Raw genomic sequence first — 14,240 nt, forward strand, 5'->3', positions numbered from 1 at the left:
CCTGGCGGGAGGGCTCGCCCGGCTTGGCGCCGAGGCCGGTGAGGGTGTCCTTGAGCGGCTGGACGGGGCCGGTGAGCCGGTACTTCTGCTCGACCTCGGTGTACTCCACGGTGTGATCCTCAAGGGGTTGGGCGGGCTGGGGCGTGGTGCGCGTTCATCCTCTCGCGCACGGGTGCCATGACCGTGCGCGCGAAGGCGATGTCGCCTTCCGGCAACGGGCGCTGTGGCAGCCGGGTGGAGAGCGTTTCGGGAGGTGGCCTTGGAAGTCGATCTGACCGCGTATCGGGCGCTGATCATGGACTGGGACGGCACGCTGGTGGATTCCCAGCCGCTGAACTACACGGCCATGGCGGCCGCTTCGCTGTGCCACGGCCATGTGCTGGACCGCCGGTGGTATCAGGTGCGGCTGGGGACGTCGGGGGAGGAGCTGCTGGCGGAGCTGGGGGTGCCCGAGGCCCTTGTGCCCGAGGTGTTGGCGGAGTGCGGTCGGCGGATCATCCGTGAGGTGGGGACGCTGCGGACCTATCCGGTGGTGGTGGACCTGGTGAGGCAGGCTCGTGACAAGGGACTTCGGTGCGCCGTCGCCTCGGGCGGGGGTGGCGCGGTGGTCAGGGCCGGGCTCGATGCGACGGGGCTGGCGCCGCTGTTCGACGCCGTGGTGACGCGGGAGGCCGTCGAGCGGGGAAAGCCCGCGCCCGACCTCTTCCTGGAGGCGGCTCGCGTTCTCGGGGTGGCGCCGGAGAGGTGTGTGGTCGTCGAGGATGCCGAGGAGGGCTTGGCCGCTGCTCGCGCCGCGGGGATGGCGGCGGTCGACGTCCGGCGCTGGGTGACGTCGGCGTTCACGCCATGAGGCCGCGCACCTCGTCGCCGAAGGACCGGACCTCGCTCAACGTCGGGTAGCTCCTGAGCAGGCTGTGCCGCAGCTGCATCGCCCTGTTGCGCGTCGACTGCGCCAGGCGGTCCCCGGCGAGGGCCTGACCCGCCCAGACGAGCGCCGTGCGGCTTCCCGTTCCGGCGTGGGCGCGGGAGAGCTGGGCGCCAGCCGGATCGAGGCGTTGCTTCGCGTGGTCGCGACGGCCGGGCCGCGTGTCGCCGCGCCGAGGAGGGCCAGTGGTCGGCCGACCGAACACGAACACCTCGGCTCGGCTCGGCCGGGCGAACGCGAAGCCCGGTACGCCGAGTCTCCTCGTCGTACCGGGCCGGGCACTTGAGCAGTCACACGGGGCAACGCCCCGGTCCGCTCCGCCCTTGGCTACTCGGGGCGCAGCTCGTGGTTGGCCACGGCCGTGACGAACGCCGCCCAGGCGTCCCGGGAAGTCAACGTAGCCGGGATGCCCCTGTCCTTGGTGTCACGTACCGCCACTCCGAGCGACGCCGGAATGATCCCCACCTCGACGCAGTTGCCGTTGCCTGCGGTGTAGGTGCTCGTCTTCCAGGTGATCTCGCCCAGGTCGGCCGTGTAGAGGTCGGCCCTCTCGCTCATGATCAAACCAGCTCTTTCTCGATGCGTTCCAGCAGCTCACAGCTATCCTGCGCCGACAGGGCAGCGCGGGACAAGTTCTTGAACAAACGGTTCAGGCGTCTCAATACCAACGCCTCGTCCCGGAACGCGGTCGTGTTGTCGGCCGCTTCCGTGAAGGCGGCGGCATCAGAAAGATTCTCCCCCGAAGCGAACAGAGTGAAAGCACCCGTGATGGCTGCTCGGGCGCCAGCCGTGTAGGGGATGACGCGGAAGGTCACGTTCGGCAGTTCGAAAACCCGCCTCAGGTGACGCAGTTGCGCCCTCATCACTTCGGGTCCGCCGACTTGCAACCTCAGCGCGGCTTCGGTGACGACGGCGTCCAGGACGAGTGGGCTGTCGCCGCAGAGGCGCTTCTGTCGCTGCATCCTGACTTCGACGAGGTCATCGACCTGATCGGGACCGAGGGCGAGGAAGCTTTGTTCGGTCACGGCTCGAGCGTAGGGCTCGGTCTGGAGTTGTCCGGGGATCAGCAAGGGCTGAAACTCCAGGCAGTTCCTCGCTTGCGCCTCGTAGGCGAGGAATGTTTCGTACGAGGCGCAGATCACGTCGTGGGGTGGTTTCCCGAACGTGCATGTGATCCATACCCCGGCACGCGAAGACTCGTTGTTGGAGGCCGTATGGTCGGCTCTGACTGCCTCACCCCAGCCTCATGCGGCAATCCGGCATGGTCAGGCAAAACGGCGTGGCGCGCAGCGTGCTGTTTCCCTATATATTCCCCCTCCCATCTGCGTAATGCGGCCCTCCATCAAGGCTCGATGGAGGGCTGAGAATATCGCCTTTGCTTCGACATTAGCCAAGTAGGTCACGCTGGCCCTGCTGGATTCCGCCGACGAACGCCCGGTAGTCCGCAAGAGAGATGACCAGGACTTGAGCGTTCGGGTCGCCGACATCTTTTGAATCCCGGAGTGCCACAACCTCGTCGACGAATGCAACTTCCAGGCAGTTCGTGGTGCCATTGCTCAGTTCCGACTTGACCCAGACGGCAGCGGACAGATCGATCTTCGCTTTCATGAAGAATTTCCTTGATTCGTAGGCAAGAGGAGTGCGAGCCATTCAGGGGGGTGCCTCCGGCGGCAACCTGCTGTCTGCACGGTTGATACCCGAGGCTAGCAATGCGTACGCACTACCTCGTCTTCCCAGAGCCGCATGCGTAGCCCTCTCGGCAGGTGGCTTCCACGGCACCGCTGGGGCCGGAGCCAGCAGCTCTCGGTGACGTAAACCTCACTCATTGGCAAGTCGATCGATGAACTCGCGTGACTCCGCAGCGTCCAGGGCTGCGCCCCGCAGCTGCTGAACGGCAAGCTCATACTGATCCAGGTCGTTACCCTGCTCCAGGTACGCGACTCGGGTCAGCGACTCAACAACCACGACGGGATCGCCACTCTCGAATCGGAAGACTGTGAACGGCCCCTCGACCCCGCAATGGCCTCCCACCGCCGTCGGCAGTACAAGGACGTGCATCTGCGGAAGCTCGTCAACAGTGTTACGGATGGCGCGTAGCTGGCGACGGAGGACCTCGCGATCCCCGATGGGGCGCAGGAGGGCAGCTTCTTCGATCACGCACGAGACGGAGAGAGGAATCCGCCTCCGCAGAACTTCCTTGCGAGCCATGCGTAGTTCGACGAACTGTCTCACCTGCCGCTCAGACTTCCACATGATCCCCGATGAGACGAGGGCCGTAGCGTACTCCTCGGTCTGAAGCAGGCCGGGGATCACCTGCGTTGTGTAGATGTCCGCATGGTCGGCGACCTCCTCCAGCTCCAAGTACCCGGCGAAAAGATCGTCGATGGTCTCCGAGTACTGATTGAGCAGGTCGGTGCGCCGTCCAGACGCCGCCAACTCCCAGAGACGTTTGACAGCCGCCACTCGGGCCTCAGGCACCTGATACACGCGCAGGTAGGCATCGAGCTGACTCTCGCTCAATGATTGCTTGCCGAGTTCCACTCGACTCACGGCCGAGACTGAGCCGCCGACCAGCTCGGCAGCTTCCTGCAAGGTGCGTCCACCACGCAGCTTACGCAGCGTCAACCCAAGTCGTGACCGCATCAGATTTGGTCGTGCTTCGGCAGCCATCAGATCGATCACCTCCACTCGCGCCAGATGCTACGGCATCACGCATCACCAACACCGGGCCTCCCCACGCTAGATGTCGCGAGAATTCTCGCGCCACTTGCCACGGGGAGTGGCGCGGGTCCATGCTGTACTCGACCACGCTCCGCGCTCGTCGCGTGACGCGTGGTCCCTGCGCCCGTGCTTGGGGAGAAGAGCGCGTCTCGTACGCGATGGAGGTGTCATGTCGGTGGCGCTGCACGGAGAGTTGGCCAGGGCCTGGGAGCTGCGGGTCCGGCCCGAGGAGATCGTCGAGTGGCGCCACCGGGTGACCGAAACCGTCAAGGAGTGGGATGTCGCCCGGGGAGCCGAGGACACCGTCTCCCTCGGTGTCACGGAGCTGCTGAGCAACGTTCACCGGCATGCGGGAGATCCGCACTGCTGGTTGCGTCTTCGCCGGTTGGGGGCCTTTGTCGTGGTCAGCGTGGATGACCGTTTCCCGCAGGCCCCGCGGGTCGTCGAGCCCGGTCCGAGCGCGCTCGGCGGGCGAGGGCTCTGGCTGCTGCGCGTGATGGTGGACGGGCACATCGGGTGGGTGCGAACCGACGAGGGCAAGCGGATCTGGTTCAGCGCGGGTCCCAGTGACGCTCCGACGGAGAGCGGCGCATGAAGGCGCGGACACGTGGCATATCGCGTCGGCGACGTGCAACGCGCCGCTTCACGACTCCTCCTGGGGGAGCAGAGGCTCTCCATCCCCGTTGCCGGTCGATATACGCGTGGATCGGCAATGAATGCCGCTGGGTCGCGCATGAGGGTGTCCGCACCCAGCAGCCCGACCACGTGGATTACGCATTCACCGTTCGCCCGGTCACGTCACCGGGCGCCGTCTTGGGAGTTCTTCGCCATCGTGAACAACGGTCAGGTATCCGCACTCGTCCGGCGCGCGATGTGGGGTGAGGGCGGCAACCCGGTCCATATCTACAAGTGTCAAACCTGCGGCACGTTCTCGAAACCCTACGCGGCGTTGGACGGGCCTCAGCCGTGGGCCAGGCGGCACGCCATCAGGGCCAGCACGCCCGGACATCGCATGTTCGCCAGGGTTGCCATTGATTTCTGGATGGCGAAAATCACCGCTGACCAGGACGCGGGCACCGTGGCGACCAGCGACTCCAAGCCCTCCGACGCTCATATGTACCGGCTTCGGGATGCGATCTCCACGGACGTAAAAGTGGGAGACCTGCTGTCGGTGGACGATGTCTTCCTTCTGGTCCTCGATTTGCGCGCGGCGGGTGGAGCCGGGCGTCGAGTTGCGACCCTCAAGAGCAGAAGGGTGCCCTTTGTCCTGGAACCCGGAACGATTTACGAGATAAAGCGGAGCATGTGACGCCCGGTTCATTCAGCCGTTGGTGTTCCACCCGCTCGATCGCTCATCGCCCCGGCGAGATCCCCAGCCACCGCACGGCACGGATCCAGGCGGCGGCTCACCCACCCGTTTTTCTCCGTCAACCCCTCTCCCGGCAGATCGCCGGAAACACGAGGAAACCCCATGAACATTCCTTTCCCCGGCGCCCCCTTGGTGTGCGCCGCCGAATTCTTCTCCCGCGAGCGGGGGGTCGCCGGATGACCACGTTCGTTCCCCGCCCTACAGCGGTCCCGTACATCACGGCCCGTCAAGGGGAGGAGGGCGACCTGGCGACGTTGCTCGTGGCGTCGCCGGATCTGTCGAGGCTGCGCTACCTCGACGAGGGGCCGGAGGACCGTGACCACCTCGGCGTGCTGTGGGCCAGGTGCTCGCAGCTGCTGCACAACGGGGTGCCGCTGGGCAAGCCTCGGTGGCGGGAGGTCCACCCGGGGCGCCAGCGGGAGACGATGATGTACCTGAGGTGCCAGGTGTGCGCCGGGCCCGCCAGCCGAACGGAACTCGGCTGCCTCTTCCTCCACACCCGCCCGCCCCACGGCACCGTGGAGCCCGGGTGGCCGGAGGGGGTCCTGACGACTCAGCCACCGGTGTGCCTTGAGCACGCGGTCATGGCCTCGCGGCAGTGCCCCCACCTCACCGACGCCGGGTATGTCGCGCTGCGTGCGAAACGCCCGCGTCTGTACGGGGTTTTCGGTCACGCCTACACGTTCGACCGGCGCCGTGGAAGGGTGCGGCACGTGCCCTCCGACGGTGCGCTCCCGTATGGACACCCCGCCGCCAGGTGGTATCTGGCGTCGCAACTCGTTCGCGAGCTGCGCGACGTGACGGTCGTGGACCTCGACACCGAAGCCATGGGTTGACGCCTTGCAGCGGACAGCGGTGAGCGCGTTGATGAGGGCGTCGCTGGGCAGGCGGGACATGTCCCGGCGAAGCCCTGTCGGCGTAAGAGTGGCCAACGGGCCTCGGGCCGCAGGGACTTCAGGCGCGGCCGACCCAGTGGAAGCGGCGTTCGGGGCGGCCCGCGACGCCGTAGCGGAGTGACACCGTCACCTCGCCCGTGGTCGCGAAGTGCTCCAGGTAACGCCGCGCCGTGACGCGGGAGAGGCCCGCGCGGGAGGCGCACTCGGACGCGGAGAGGCCGTCGGGCTCCCGCGCGTCGACCGCGAGCACGTCGCGCACGAGCCCGGCCGTCTCGTCCGAGAGGCCCTTGGGCAGCCGCGCGCCCGCCGCCGCGCCGAACAGCCGGTCCACCTCCTCCTGCCCGGGGGCGCGCGTGGTGGCGAGCACCCGGTGATGGCGGGCGTAGTCCCGCAGGCGCTGCTCGAGCAGCGCGACGTCGAACGGCTTGATGATGTAGTGCACCGAACCCCCGCGCAGCGCCGCCCTGATGGTGTCCATCTCCTGCGCCGCCGTGATCACCAGGACGTCCGCCTCGGCCGCGGGCGAGTCCCCGCCGCGCAGCTCCCGCAGCACGTCGAGGCCGCCGATGTCCGGCAGATAGATGTCGAGCAGGATCAGGTCGGGCCTCAACTCCCGTGCGGACGCCAGAGCTTGGCGACCCGAGTGCGCCTCGCCGACCACATGGAACCCCGGGGTGCGCCGCACCACGGTGCTGTGCAGCCTGGCCACCATGAAGTCGTCGTCCACGACGAGCACCCGGATCACGGCCGCGCCTCCGGGCGTTCGGCCTCCGGGCGCCGGGCCTGCGAACGTTCCGCGCCCGAACGTTCCGCGCCCGAACGTTCCGCGCCCGGCCGTTCCGCCGCCGTGCGTGGCAGCCGGGCCACGAACGCCGCGCCCTCCACGCCGACCCCGCCGCCGCGCCGCCCGCACACGAGACGGGTGATCGCCAGGCCCAACCCCCGCCCCGAGTCCCGGGATTCGGCCTTGGTCGTGAACCCACGCCGGAAGATCTCCTCGCCGAACGTCGGATCCACCCCAGGGCCCGAGTCCCGCACCCGCACCGCGACCTCCTCGCCGTCGTCCGTCAACTCCACCGTCACCCACGCCTCTTGATCCCCGCCGCGCACCGCGTCGAGGGCGTTGTCCACCAGGTTCCCGACCACCGTCACCAGGTCAGACGACAGCGCCTCGGGCAGCGGGCCGAGCGCCGCGCCCCGCGTCGGGACGCGCAGCGCCGCGCCCTGCTCCGCGGCCAGGCTGGCCTTGGCGATCAGCAGCGCGGCCAGCGACGGGTCGGCCACCGCGGCCCGCACGTCCGCGGTGCGCCGCGCATGCGTCCCGCTGATCCCGCGCACATAGCGCGAGACCTCCGGATACTCGTGCAGCGCCAGCAGCCCGGCGATCACATGGAGGTGGTTGGAGAACTCGTGGGCCTGCGCCCTCAGCGTGTCAGTGGCGTTCCGCGTCGTCTCCAACTGGTGCTTCAACGCCGCCAGTTCGGTGAGGTCCCGCATCGTGGTGACCGAGCCGACGGTCTGCCCGTGGGTGACGAGCGGCATCCGGTTGAGGGTGAGCACCCGGTCGCGGGTGAAGACGACCTGGTCCCGCCCGTTCGTCCGCCCGGTGAGCGCGTCGCGCACCACCTCGTCCACGCCCAGCTCGGTCAGGGTCTTCTCGGCCGCGTCGGGCGGCAGCCGCAGCAGGTCCCTGACGCTGTCGTTGGCGAGCGTGACCCGCTCGCGCATGTCGAGGCCGAGCACGCCCTCGGTGATGCCGTGCAGCATCGCCTCCCGGTGCCTGACCAGGGCGGTGATCTCGCCGGGTTCGAGGCCGAGCGTCTGCTTCTTGATCCGCCGGGCCAGCAGGTAGGAGCCCACCGAGCCGATCGCCGAAGCGAACCCCACATAGAGCAGCATGTCCGGGGCGGCGGTGCGGACGCGTTCGCCGAAGCTCTGCGCGTGGCTGCCCACCGCGACCACGCCGAGCAGCTCGCCGCGCTCGTCGAACACCGGCACCTGCGCCACCAACGACGCCCGCCCGCCCACCGTCAGCGTCCCGATCCACGACCGCCCCGCGAGCACGCCGGGGTCGCCGAGCTCCAGCGCGCCGCCGATGCGCCGCGGGTCGGCGGCCGTGAGAACGCGGCCCTCCGTGGTGGCGATCTCCACGTACGAGGCGCCCGAGACGCCGCGCGCGCTCTCCGCGCTCGGCTGGAGGATCCCGGCCCGCCCCGGCTGGGCGAGGCCGACGCGCACCGCGCCCTGCGAGGCCACGGACTCGGCGGTGCTCAGCAGCCGATTGCCCTCGGTCCTGCGGAAGTTGGCGTCCGCCTGCACGACCGACACCCACGCGACCACCACCAGGACGAGGACGATCAGCGTGAGCTGGAGCGTGAGCAGCTGCCCGGCGAGGGACAGCCGGGGGGCGGCCCGCCGGAGCGAGGGGAAGCCGCGTCCCATGCGCCGACCTCCCTGTCACCCGTGTGTTCGCGGGCATATTGTCGCCGATGGCACGGGACCAGTCGATGTGTGAATCGATGGATGAGCTGATGAACGCCATGGGTGCACGCCCCTCCCCGCCCGCCCGCCGCGCGGTCGTCGCCGCGGGGCTGCTGGCCGCCGCGGCGGGCTGTGGCGCGCTCGGCCGGGAGCGCCACCGGCTGCGCGTCATGGTCCCCACGGCGGCGGGCGGCGGCTACGACTTCACCGCCCGCACCCTCGCTGTCGTCCTGCGGGAGACCGAACTGGCCCCCGACATCGAGGTGTTCAACCTGACGGGCGGCGCGGGCGCCGCCGCGCTCTCCCGGCTCGTCCACGAGTCGGGCAACGAACGCCTGCTGCTCCAGATGGGCCTCGGCCTGCTCGGCGGCGCGCGGGCCACGGGCGCGGCCGTCTCCGTCGGGGACGCGACGCCGCTGGCCCGGCTGATCGACGAGCCCGAGGCGGTGGTGGTCGCGGCGGGCTCCCCCTACCCGGCGTTCGGCGCGCTGGTCGACGACTGGCTCTCGGGCGGGCTCGCCACCGGGGTCGGCTCGCACGTCGGCGGCCCCGACCACCTCGCGCTGATGCTGATCGCCGAGGCCGTGGGCCTCGCGCCGCGCGCCCTGCCCCACGAGCGCTTCGACGGCGGGGGCGACCTGCTCGCCGCCCTGCTCGGCGGGCGCGTGGACTTCGTCGTGAGCGGCCTCAGCGAGTACCGACACGCCATCGAGGCGGGGGAGTTGCGGGTCCTCGCGGTCACCGGGCCCGAGCGGTCGCCGGGCATCGACGCCCCGACGCTCCAAGAGGCGGGCCTCGACGTGGAGTTCACCAACTGGCGCGGCCTGCTCGCCCCTCCTGGCCTCGCCACCGACGCGCGCGAGCGGCTGGTGACGCTGCTCACCCGGCTGCACGGCACCCCGGAGTGGCGCGGGGCGCGGCGCGACAACGGCTGGCCCGACGCGTTCCTCACCGGAGACCGCTTCGCCCGCTTCCTCGACGAGGAGACCCGGCGCGTGAACGACCTCTGCCGCCGCTTCCTCGGCAAGTGAGCGGGCGCGCCCCGGGCGGCGCCCGGTCAACTCCCGCAGGTGATACGGGGGTTGTCGGCCGCGAAGAGGTCGTCCTGACCCGCGTCCCGATCCCAGACCCACACGTGCAGCAGGTAGTAAGGGACGACGGAGGAACGTTGCAGCTCGTGCCCAAGGAACGTGCCAGGGGTTATCGACGCGTACTCCACGCCGAGCAGCCGCAGGTCGCCGTCCGAAGTGGTCTCGTAGACCAGGACGTTGGGCCGGGTCGGCACCAACGCGTCCGCGGTGTCCGCCACCTCGCGCAGGAAGTGGACGCCCTTCTGGGGCTCGCACTCGGACGTTCGCACGAAGCCGTCGGCCTCGGCGGCGGCCACGTCGTGGTACGCGGCCGTGGCGCGTTTGACGGCGATCAGGTCCCGCCAGGGTGGCGGCGCACCGGCACCCGGCTCCGCGGGCCCGGCCACCGCCGCGGCCGGGATCAGGGCCAGCGCGGCGGCCGGGCCGAGGGACCTTCGGACGAGACGGGCGTTGACGCTCATGGGCACTCCTGCGAGTTCGACGGTTCACGCACGAGACTCATCCCATGCGGGGCACTCCGCCACTCGGGCCCGGCGGACGAGTGCCCGCCGAACGGGCAGGCGTCTGCCTCCGGCGGTCTCGGGGACGAGGCGCTCGCCGCCCGACCGGCGGTTGGCACGTGTTGCCTGACCGGCGGTTGGCGCGTGTTGCCTGACCGGCGGTTGGCGCGCGTGGTGGTGTGTCGGGTACCCGTGTCGTGCGGCGGTCGAGCGGTGGGGTGGTCCGCGTCGCGCGGTGGCCGGTTGACGCGCGCGGCGGTGCGTGTCGCGCAGCGAACGGTGCCGCCCAGGTGGCGGCCGGTGCACATGCCGGTGTCTGCGGGGAGCCCGCGTCGCGCGGTGGCCGATCCCCGCCGCCTGACCGGCGGTTGACGCGTGCGGCGGTGTGCGCCCGGGACCGCGCCGCCCGACGGATGGCTGACGCGCGCGGTGGGGCGTGCTCCGGACCGCGCCGCGCGGCGGCGCGCCCCCGCCGCGCGACCGGCGTTGCCCTTCCACGTTGGTGCGCGTTCACGAACCCCGCCGCGCGACCAACGGCCGTGCCGCGCAGCGATCCGCCGTGCAGCGGCCCGTTCCGTGTGACCGGCGGTGGCCCTCCACGTTGGTGCGCGTTCGAGAACCGCGCCGCACGACCAACGGCCCTGCCGCCCAGCGACCCGCGCCGTGCGGACCAACGGCTCTGCCGCGCAGCGTTCCGCGCCGCGCAGCGGGCCCGGCTGCGTGACGGGCGGTGGTCTTCCACGTTGGTGCGCGTTCACGAACCCCGCCGCGCGGACCAAGGGCCCTGCCGCGCAGCGATCCGCCGCGTAGCGGACTCGGCTGCGTGACCGGCGGTGGCCCTCCACGTTGGTGCGCGTTCGAGAACCGCGCCGCACGACCAACGGCCCTGCCGCCCAGCGACCCGCGCCGTGCGGACCAACGGCTCTGCCGCGCAGCGTTCCGCGCCGCGCAGCGGGCCCGGCTGCGTGACGGGCGGTGGTCTTCCACGTTGGTGCGCGTTCACGAACCCCGCCGCGCGGACCAAGGGCCCTGCCGCGCAGCGATCCGCCGTGCAGCGGCCCGTTCCGTGTGACCGGCGGTGGCCCTCCACGTTGGTGCGCGTTCGAGAACCGCGCCGCACGACCAACGGCCCTGCCGCGCAGCGACCCGCGCCGTGCGGACCAACGGCTCTGCCGCGCAGCGTTCCGCGCCGCGCAGCGGGCCCGGCTGCGTGACGGGCGGTGGTCTTCCACGTTGGTGCACGCAAGAACCGTGCCGCGCGACCAACGGTCCTGCCGCGCAGCGAGCCGCCGCGTAGCGGACTCGGCTGCGTGACGGGCGGTGGTCTTCCACGTTGGTGCGCGTTCACGAACCCCGCCGCGCGGACCAACGGCCCTGCCGCGCAGCGACCCCGCACTATTTCCGTCCATGACAACTTTCGCCGCCCCCCCCACGCGCCCCCGCCCGCGCTCGCCCGCAAGCCGCCCGCAGGGCACCCCTCTCCGACCGGCCCGAAGGCCGCCGGGCGGCCCGTGCCCGGGCGAAGTCACCGTTGCTTCACGAGGATTGCCGTCATGTGACCGAGGCGTGGGCGCCCTTGTGGAGGTCTGTGAAACGTCCGATGATGCGGCAGTGGTCATGTGCACGACCGTTTGTCATGTGCATGGCGCTAATTGGTGCGCTCACCGATGAGGAGGAGAACCCTCGATGGCAGTGATGCGAACGTCCGGCCGCCGCAGGATCAGTGCGACGGTGGCCACCGTCGGCCTGCTCGGCCTGGGGATCGCCGCCGCGATACCCGCGGCGGCCGCCCCGTCAGGGGCCGAAGAGGCCCAAGGAGTCATCGCCAACGCCGGTGCCGAGGGCACCATCCCCGGCAGCTACATCGTCGTCCTCGAGGACGGCGTCTCGGCGAGCTCGGCCACGGCCGAGTCCCTCGCGGTCGAACACGGCGCCAAGGTGACGACCGTATACGAGCACGTGCTCAACGGGTTCGCCGCCGAGCTGACCGAGGCGGAGGCGTTCGAGCTGGCCGCCGACCCCGCGGTGCGCCTGGTCTCGCAGAACCAGACGTTCACGACGACCGCCGTCCAGCCGGGCCCGCCGTCCTGGGGCCTCGACCGGATCGACCAGCCCGACCTGCCGCTCGACGACAGCTACACCTACCCGGACACCGCGGGCGAGGGCGTCACCGCGTACATCGTGGACACCGGGATCCATTACACCCACGAGGACTTCGAGGGCCGGGCCCGCTTCGGCTGGGACTCCTTCGGCGGTGACGGCAGCGACGGCCACGGGCACGGCACGCACGTGGCGGGCACCGTCGGCGGCGAGAGCTACGGCGTGGCCAAGGAAGTCGAGCTCGTGGCCGTGAAGGTCCTCAACGACGGCGGCTCGGGCTCCACGGAGACCGTGGTCGACGGGCTCGACTACGTCGCGGCCGACGCCGATGGGCCTGCCGTGGCCAACCTGAGCCTGGGCGGCCCGGCCGACCCGGTGCTCGACGCGGCCGCGCAGAACACCATCGCCTCGGGTGTCACCCTGGCCGTCGCCGCGGGCAACTCCTACGGCGCCGACGCCAACAACTACTCGCCCGCCCGCGTCCCCGAGGCGATCACCGTCGCGTCGAGCACGATCACCGACGGGGTCTCCAGCTTCTCCAACCTCGGCTCGCGCGTGGACATCTTCGGTCCCGGCAGCAACATCACCTCCGCGTGGAACACCAGCGACACGGCCGAGAACACCATCTCGGGCACGTCCATGGCGAGCCCGCACGTCGCGGGCGCCGTGGCGCTCTTCCTCGAGGCGAACCCGGCCGCCACCCCGGCCGAGGTCACCGACGCGCTCGTGGGGGACGCGGTCTGGAACCGCCTCAGCGGCGTTCCTGGCAGCACGGTCAACGCCCTGGTGCACACCGGCGGTCAGGGCGGCGCGCCCGAGCCCCCGGACGGGCCCCGCTTCGAGAGCGACGCGGTCGTCCCGATCACGGACCTCACCACGTCGGAGTCCACGCTCGACGTGACCGGCGCGGGCGTGCTCGACGGCGCGTTCATCGCGGAGCTCTCCATCCAGCACACCTACATCGGTGACCTGTCCATCGACCTGACCGCGCCCGACGGCACCTCGTGGACGCTGCACGACAGGAGCGGCGGCAGCACCGACGACATCGAGGGCTCGTACTACCTCAACGGCGCCGGGATCGACGCCGACGGCACCTGGACCCTCACGGTGACGGACAACGCCAACATCGACGAGGGCCAGCTCAACTCCTGGGCCCTTCAGTTCTGATCGGTCAGTTCTGATCGGTCCGCTCCGGCCGGTCGGTCCCACCGACCGGCGCTGAGCGGTCGATGTCCGGCTCCAGATAGATGGCCCGGGCGATCGGCTCGGCCTCCCGCACGCGGGACTCCGCCGAGTCGATCGCCCGGGCCACGGCCGCCGCGTCGTTCCCCGCGGGGACGGCGATCTTCGCCGCGACCAGCAGCTCCTCGGGGCCCAGGTGCAGGGTCTTCATGTGGATGACGCGGGTGACCGACTCGCCGTCCACGAGCGCCGTCCTGATGCGCGCGACCATCGCGGGGCTGCCCGCCTCGCCGAGCAGCAGCGACTTGGTCTCCACGGCGAGCACCACCGCGATCGTCACCAGCAGGACGCCGATGCCCAGCGTGCCGATGCCGTCCCACACCCCGTCGCCCGTGGCCAGCGCGAGCCCGACGCCGCAGAGCGCGAGCACCAGGCCGACGAGCGCGCCCAGGTCCTCGAGCAGCACGACGGGCAGCTCGGGCGCCTTGGCGGTCCGCACGAACTGCGACCAGGACTGGGAGCCGCGCACCTCGTTGGACTCGATGATGGCGGTGCGGAACGAGATGGTCTCGGCGATGATCGCGAAGACCAGCACGCCCACGGGCCAGTACCAGTGCTCGATCTCGTGCGGGTGGCGGATCTTCTCGACGCCCTCGTAGACCGCGAAGAGGCCGCCGACCGAGAACAGCACGATGGCGACGATGAACGCGTAGATGTAGCGCTCGCGCCCGTAGCCGAAGGGGTGTTCCTCGGTGGCCGCGCGCTTGGCGCGCTTCCCGCCGACCAGCAGCAGTGCCTGGTTGCCCGCGTCGGCGACCGAGTGGACGCCCTCGGCCAGCATGGAGGCCGAGCCGCTGAACCCGGCCGCGACGAACTTGGCGACGGCGATCGCCGAGTTCGCGCACAGCGCGGCGACGATCGCCCTGGTGCCCCCTGAGGCGCTCATGTCATGGTTCCTTCCGTCTTCCCCGGCCG

15 protein-coding genes are annotated in these 14,240 nt (G+C 70.6%); 6 read left to right on the plus strand and 9 right to left on the minus strand.

Translation table 11 applies throughout. From position 1 onward, the window contains the following. Nucleotides 1-259 precede the first annotated feature (259 nt). Nucleotides 260-850, plus strand: a complete 591-nt coding sequence (locus tag D7318_RS14245) for an HAD family hydrolase (protein ID WP_183091427.1) — start codon at nt 260-262, stop codon at nt 848-850. On the opposite strand, the gene D7318_RS14250 is transcribed toward D7318_RS14245, so the two are convergent. The 5 genes from D7318_RS14250 to D7318_RS14270 all read right to left on the minus strand — a co-directional run bounded on the left by D7318_RS14250 (nt 840) and on the right by D7318_RS14270 (nt 3,613). After that, nucleotides 840-1,130 carry a hypothetical protein gene (locus D7318_RS14250; protein ID WP_147437687.1) on the minus strand — a complete coding sequence of 97 codons (291 nt, stop codon included), beginning with the start codon at nt 1,128-1,130 and terminating at the stop codon, nt 840-842. The genes D7318_RS14245 and D7318_RS14250 overlap by 11 nt on opposite strands. Nucleotides 1,131-1,252: 122 nt before the next feature. Continuing rightward, nucleotides 1,253-1,483, minus strand: coding sequence for a DUF397 domain-containing protein (locus tag D7318_RS14255; protein ID WP_120697372.1), 231 nt, complete (start codon nt 1,481-1,483; stop codon nt 1,253-1,255). 2 nt (nt 1,484-1,485) lie between these two features. Then, nucleotides 1,486-2,067 carry a DUF5753 domain-containing protein gene (locus D7318_RS14260; protein WP_120697374.1) on the minus strand — a complete coding sequence of 194 codons (582 nt, stop codon included), beginning with the start codon at nt 2,065-2,067 and terminating at the stop codon, nt 1,486-1,488. Nucleotides 2,068-2,311: 244 nt separating this feature from the next. Further along, complete coding sequence (locus D7318_RS14265) at nt 2,312-2,533, minus strand: DUF397 domain-containing protein (RefSeq protein ID WP_120697375.1); 222 nt, start codon at nt 2,531-2,533, stop codon at nt 2,312-2,314. Between the two features lie 210 nt (nt 2,534-2,743). Next, nucleotides 2,744-3,613: a helix-turn-helix domain-containing protein gene (locus D7318_RS14270; RefSeq protein WP_120697377.1), complete on the minus strand. Its 870-nt coding sequence runs from the start codon at nt 3,611-3,613 to the stop codon at nt 2,744-2,746. Between the two features lie 208 nt (nt 3,614-3,821). On the opposite strand from D7318_RS14270, the gene D7318_RS14275 reads away from it, so the two are divergent. From D7318_RS14275 to D7318_RS14285, 3 genes are all read left to right on the plus strand, one after another. Beyond that, on the plus strand, nt 3,822-4,241 hold the full coding sequence (locus D7318_RS14275) for an ATP-binding protein (protein ID WP_183091426.1): 420 nt from the start codon (nt 3,822-3,824) through the stop codon (nt 4,239-4,241). Between the two features lie 237 nt (nt 4,242-4,478). Next, nucleotides 4,479-4,955, plus strand: coding sequence for a DUF7848 domain-containing protein (locus D7318_RS14280; RefSeq protein WP_147437691.1), 477 nt, complete (start codon nt 4,479-4,481; stop codon nt 4,953-4,955). A 236-nt stretch (nt 4,956-5,191) separates the two neighbouring features. Then, on the plus strand, nt 5,192-5,851 hold the full coding sequence (locus tag D7318_RS14285; protein ID WP_230423734.1) for a hypothetical protein: 660 nt from the start codon (nt 5,192-5,194) through the stop codon (nt 5,849-5,851). A gap of 118 nt (nt 5,852-5,969) precedes the next feature. Here the strand turns inward: D7318_RS14285 and D7318_RS14290 are convergent, their stop codons facing one another. Together D7318_RS14290 and D7318_RS14295 are read right to left on the minus strand one after the other, a co-directional pair. Next, nucleotides 5,970-6,656 (minus strand): response regulator, encoded by a 687-nt coding sequence (locus D7318_RS14290; RefSeq protein ID WP_183091425.1) that lies wholly within the window; start codon nt 6,654-6,656, stop codon nt 5,970-5,972. Next, nucleotides 6,653-8,353 carry a sensor histidine kinase gene (locus tag D7318_RS14295; protein ID WP_120697383.1) on the minus strand — a complete coding sequence of 567 codons (1,701 nt, stop codon included), beginning with the start codon at nt 8,351-8,353 and terminating at the stop codon, nt 6,653-6,655. Before D7318_RS14295 ends, D7318_RS14290 begins: the two co-directional genes overlap by 4 nt. 77 nt (nt 8,354-8,430) lie before the next feature. On the opposite strand from D7318_RS14295, the gene D7318_RS14300 reads away from it, so the two are divergent. Next, complete coding sequence (locus D7318_RS14300) at nt 8,431-9,423, plus strand: Bug family tripartite tricarboxylate transporter substrate binding protein (RefSeq protein ID WP_230423736.1); 993 nt, start codon at nt 8,431-8,433, stop codon at nt 9,421-9,423. A 26-nt stretch (nt 9,424-9,449) separates the two neighbouring features. On the opposite strand, the gene D7318_RS14305 is transcribed toward D7318_RS14300, so the two are convergent. Next, complete coding sequence (locus D7318_RS14305) at nt 9,450-9,944, minus strand: hypothetical protein (RefSeq protein WP_120697385.1); 495 nt, start codon at nt 9,942-9,944, stop codon at nt 9,450-9,452. A gap of 1,725 nt (nt 9,945-11,669) precedes the next feature. On the opposite strand from D7318_RS14305, the gene D7318_RS14310 reads away from it, so the two are divergent. Further along, the gene (locus D7318_RS14310) at nt 11,670-13,250 is read left to right on the plus strand and encodes a S8 family peptidase (RefSeq protein ID WP_120697387.1); all 1,581 of its coding nucleotides are present in this window, start codon (nt 11,670-11,672) and stop codon (nt 13,248-13,250) included. Nucleotides 13,251-13,254: 4 nt separating this feature from the next. Here D7318_RS14310 and D7318_RS14315 read toward each other — a convergent pair whose 3' ends face one another. Continuing rightward, nucleotides 13,255-14,211, minus strand: a complete 957-nt coding sequence (locus D7318_RS14315; protein ID WP_120697389.1) for a cation diffusion facilitator family transporter — start codon at nt 14,209-14,211, stop codon at nt 13,255-13,257. Nucleotides 14,212-14,240 lie beyond the last annotated feature (29 nt).

Origin of the sequence: Streptomyces radicis (assembly GCF_003626575.1) — a bacterium.
In the GTDB taxonomy this organism is placed as follows: Bacteria; Actinomycetota; Actinomycetes; order Streptomycetales; family Streptomycetaceae; genus Streptomyces; species Streptomyces radicis.

Bases quoted from the DNA above. Each gene is read 5' to 3' on its own strand.
- D7318_RS14315 (WP_120697389.1), bottom strand. From the start codon at position 14,211: ATGAGCGCCTCAGGGGGCACCAGGGCGATCGTCGCCGCGCTGTGCGCG.
- D7318_RS14310 (WP_120697387.1), top strand. From the start codon at position 11,670: ATGGCAGTGATGCGAACGTCCGGCCGCCGCAGGATCAGTGCGACGGTG.
- D7318_RS14255 (WP_120697372.1), bottom strand. From the start codon at position 1,483: ATGAGCGAGAGGGCCGACCTCTACACGGCCGACCTGGGCGAGATCACC.
- D7318_RS14285 (WP_230423734.1), top strand. From the start codon at position 5,192: ATGACCACGTTCGTTCCCCGCCCTACAGCGGTCCCGTACATCACGGCC.
- D7318_RS14300 (WP_230423736.1), top strand. From the start codon at position 8,431: ATGGATGAGCTGATGAACGCCATGGGTGCACGCCCCTCCCCGCCCGCC.
- D7318_RS14295 (WP_120697383.1), bottom strand. From the start codon at position 8,353: ATGGGACGCGGCTTCCCCTCGCTCCGGCGGGCCGCCCCCCGGCTGTCC.
- D7318_RS14265 (WP_120697375.1), bottom strand. From the start codon at position 2,533: ATGAAAGCGAAGATCGATCTGTCCGCTGCCGTCTGGGTCAAGTCGGAA.
- D7318_RS14305 (WP_120697385.1), bottom strand. From the start codon at position 9,944: ATGAGCGTCAACGCCCGTCTCGTCCGAAGGTCCCTCGGCCCGGCCGCC.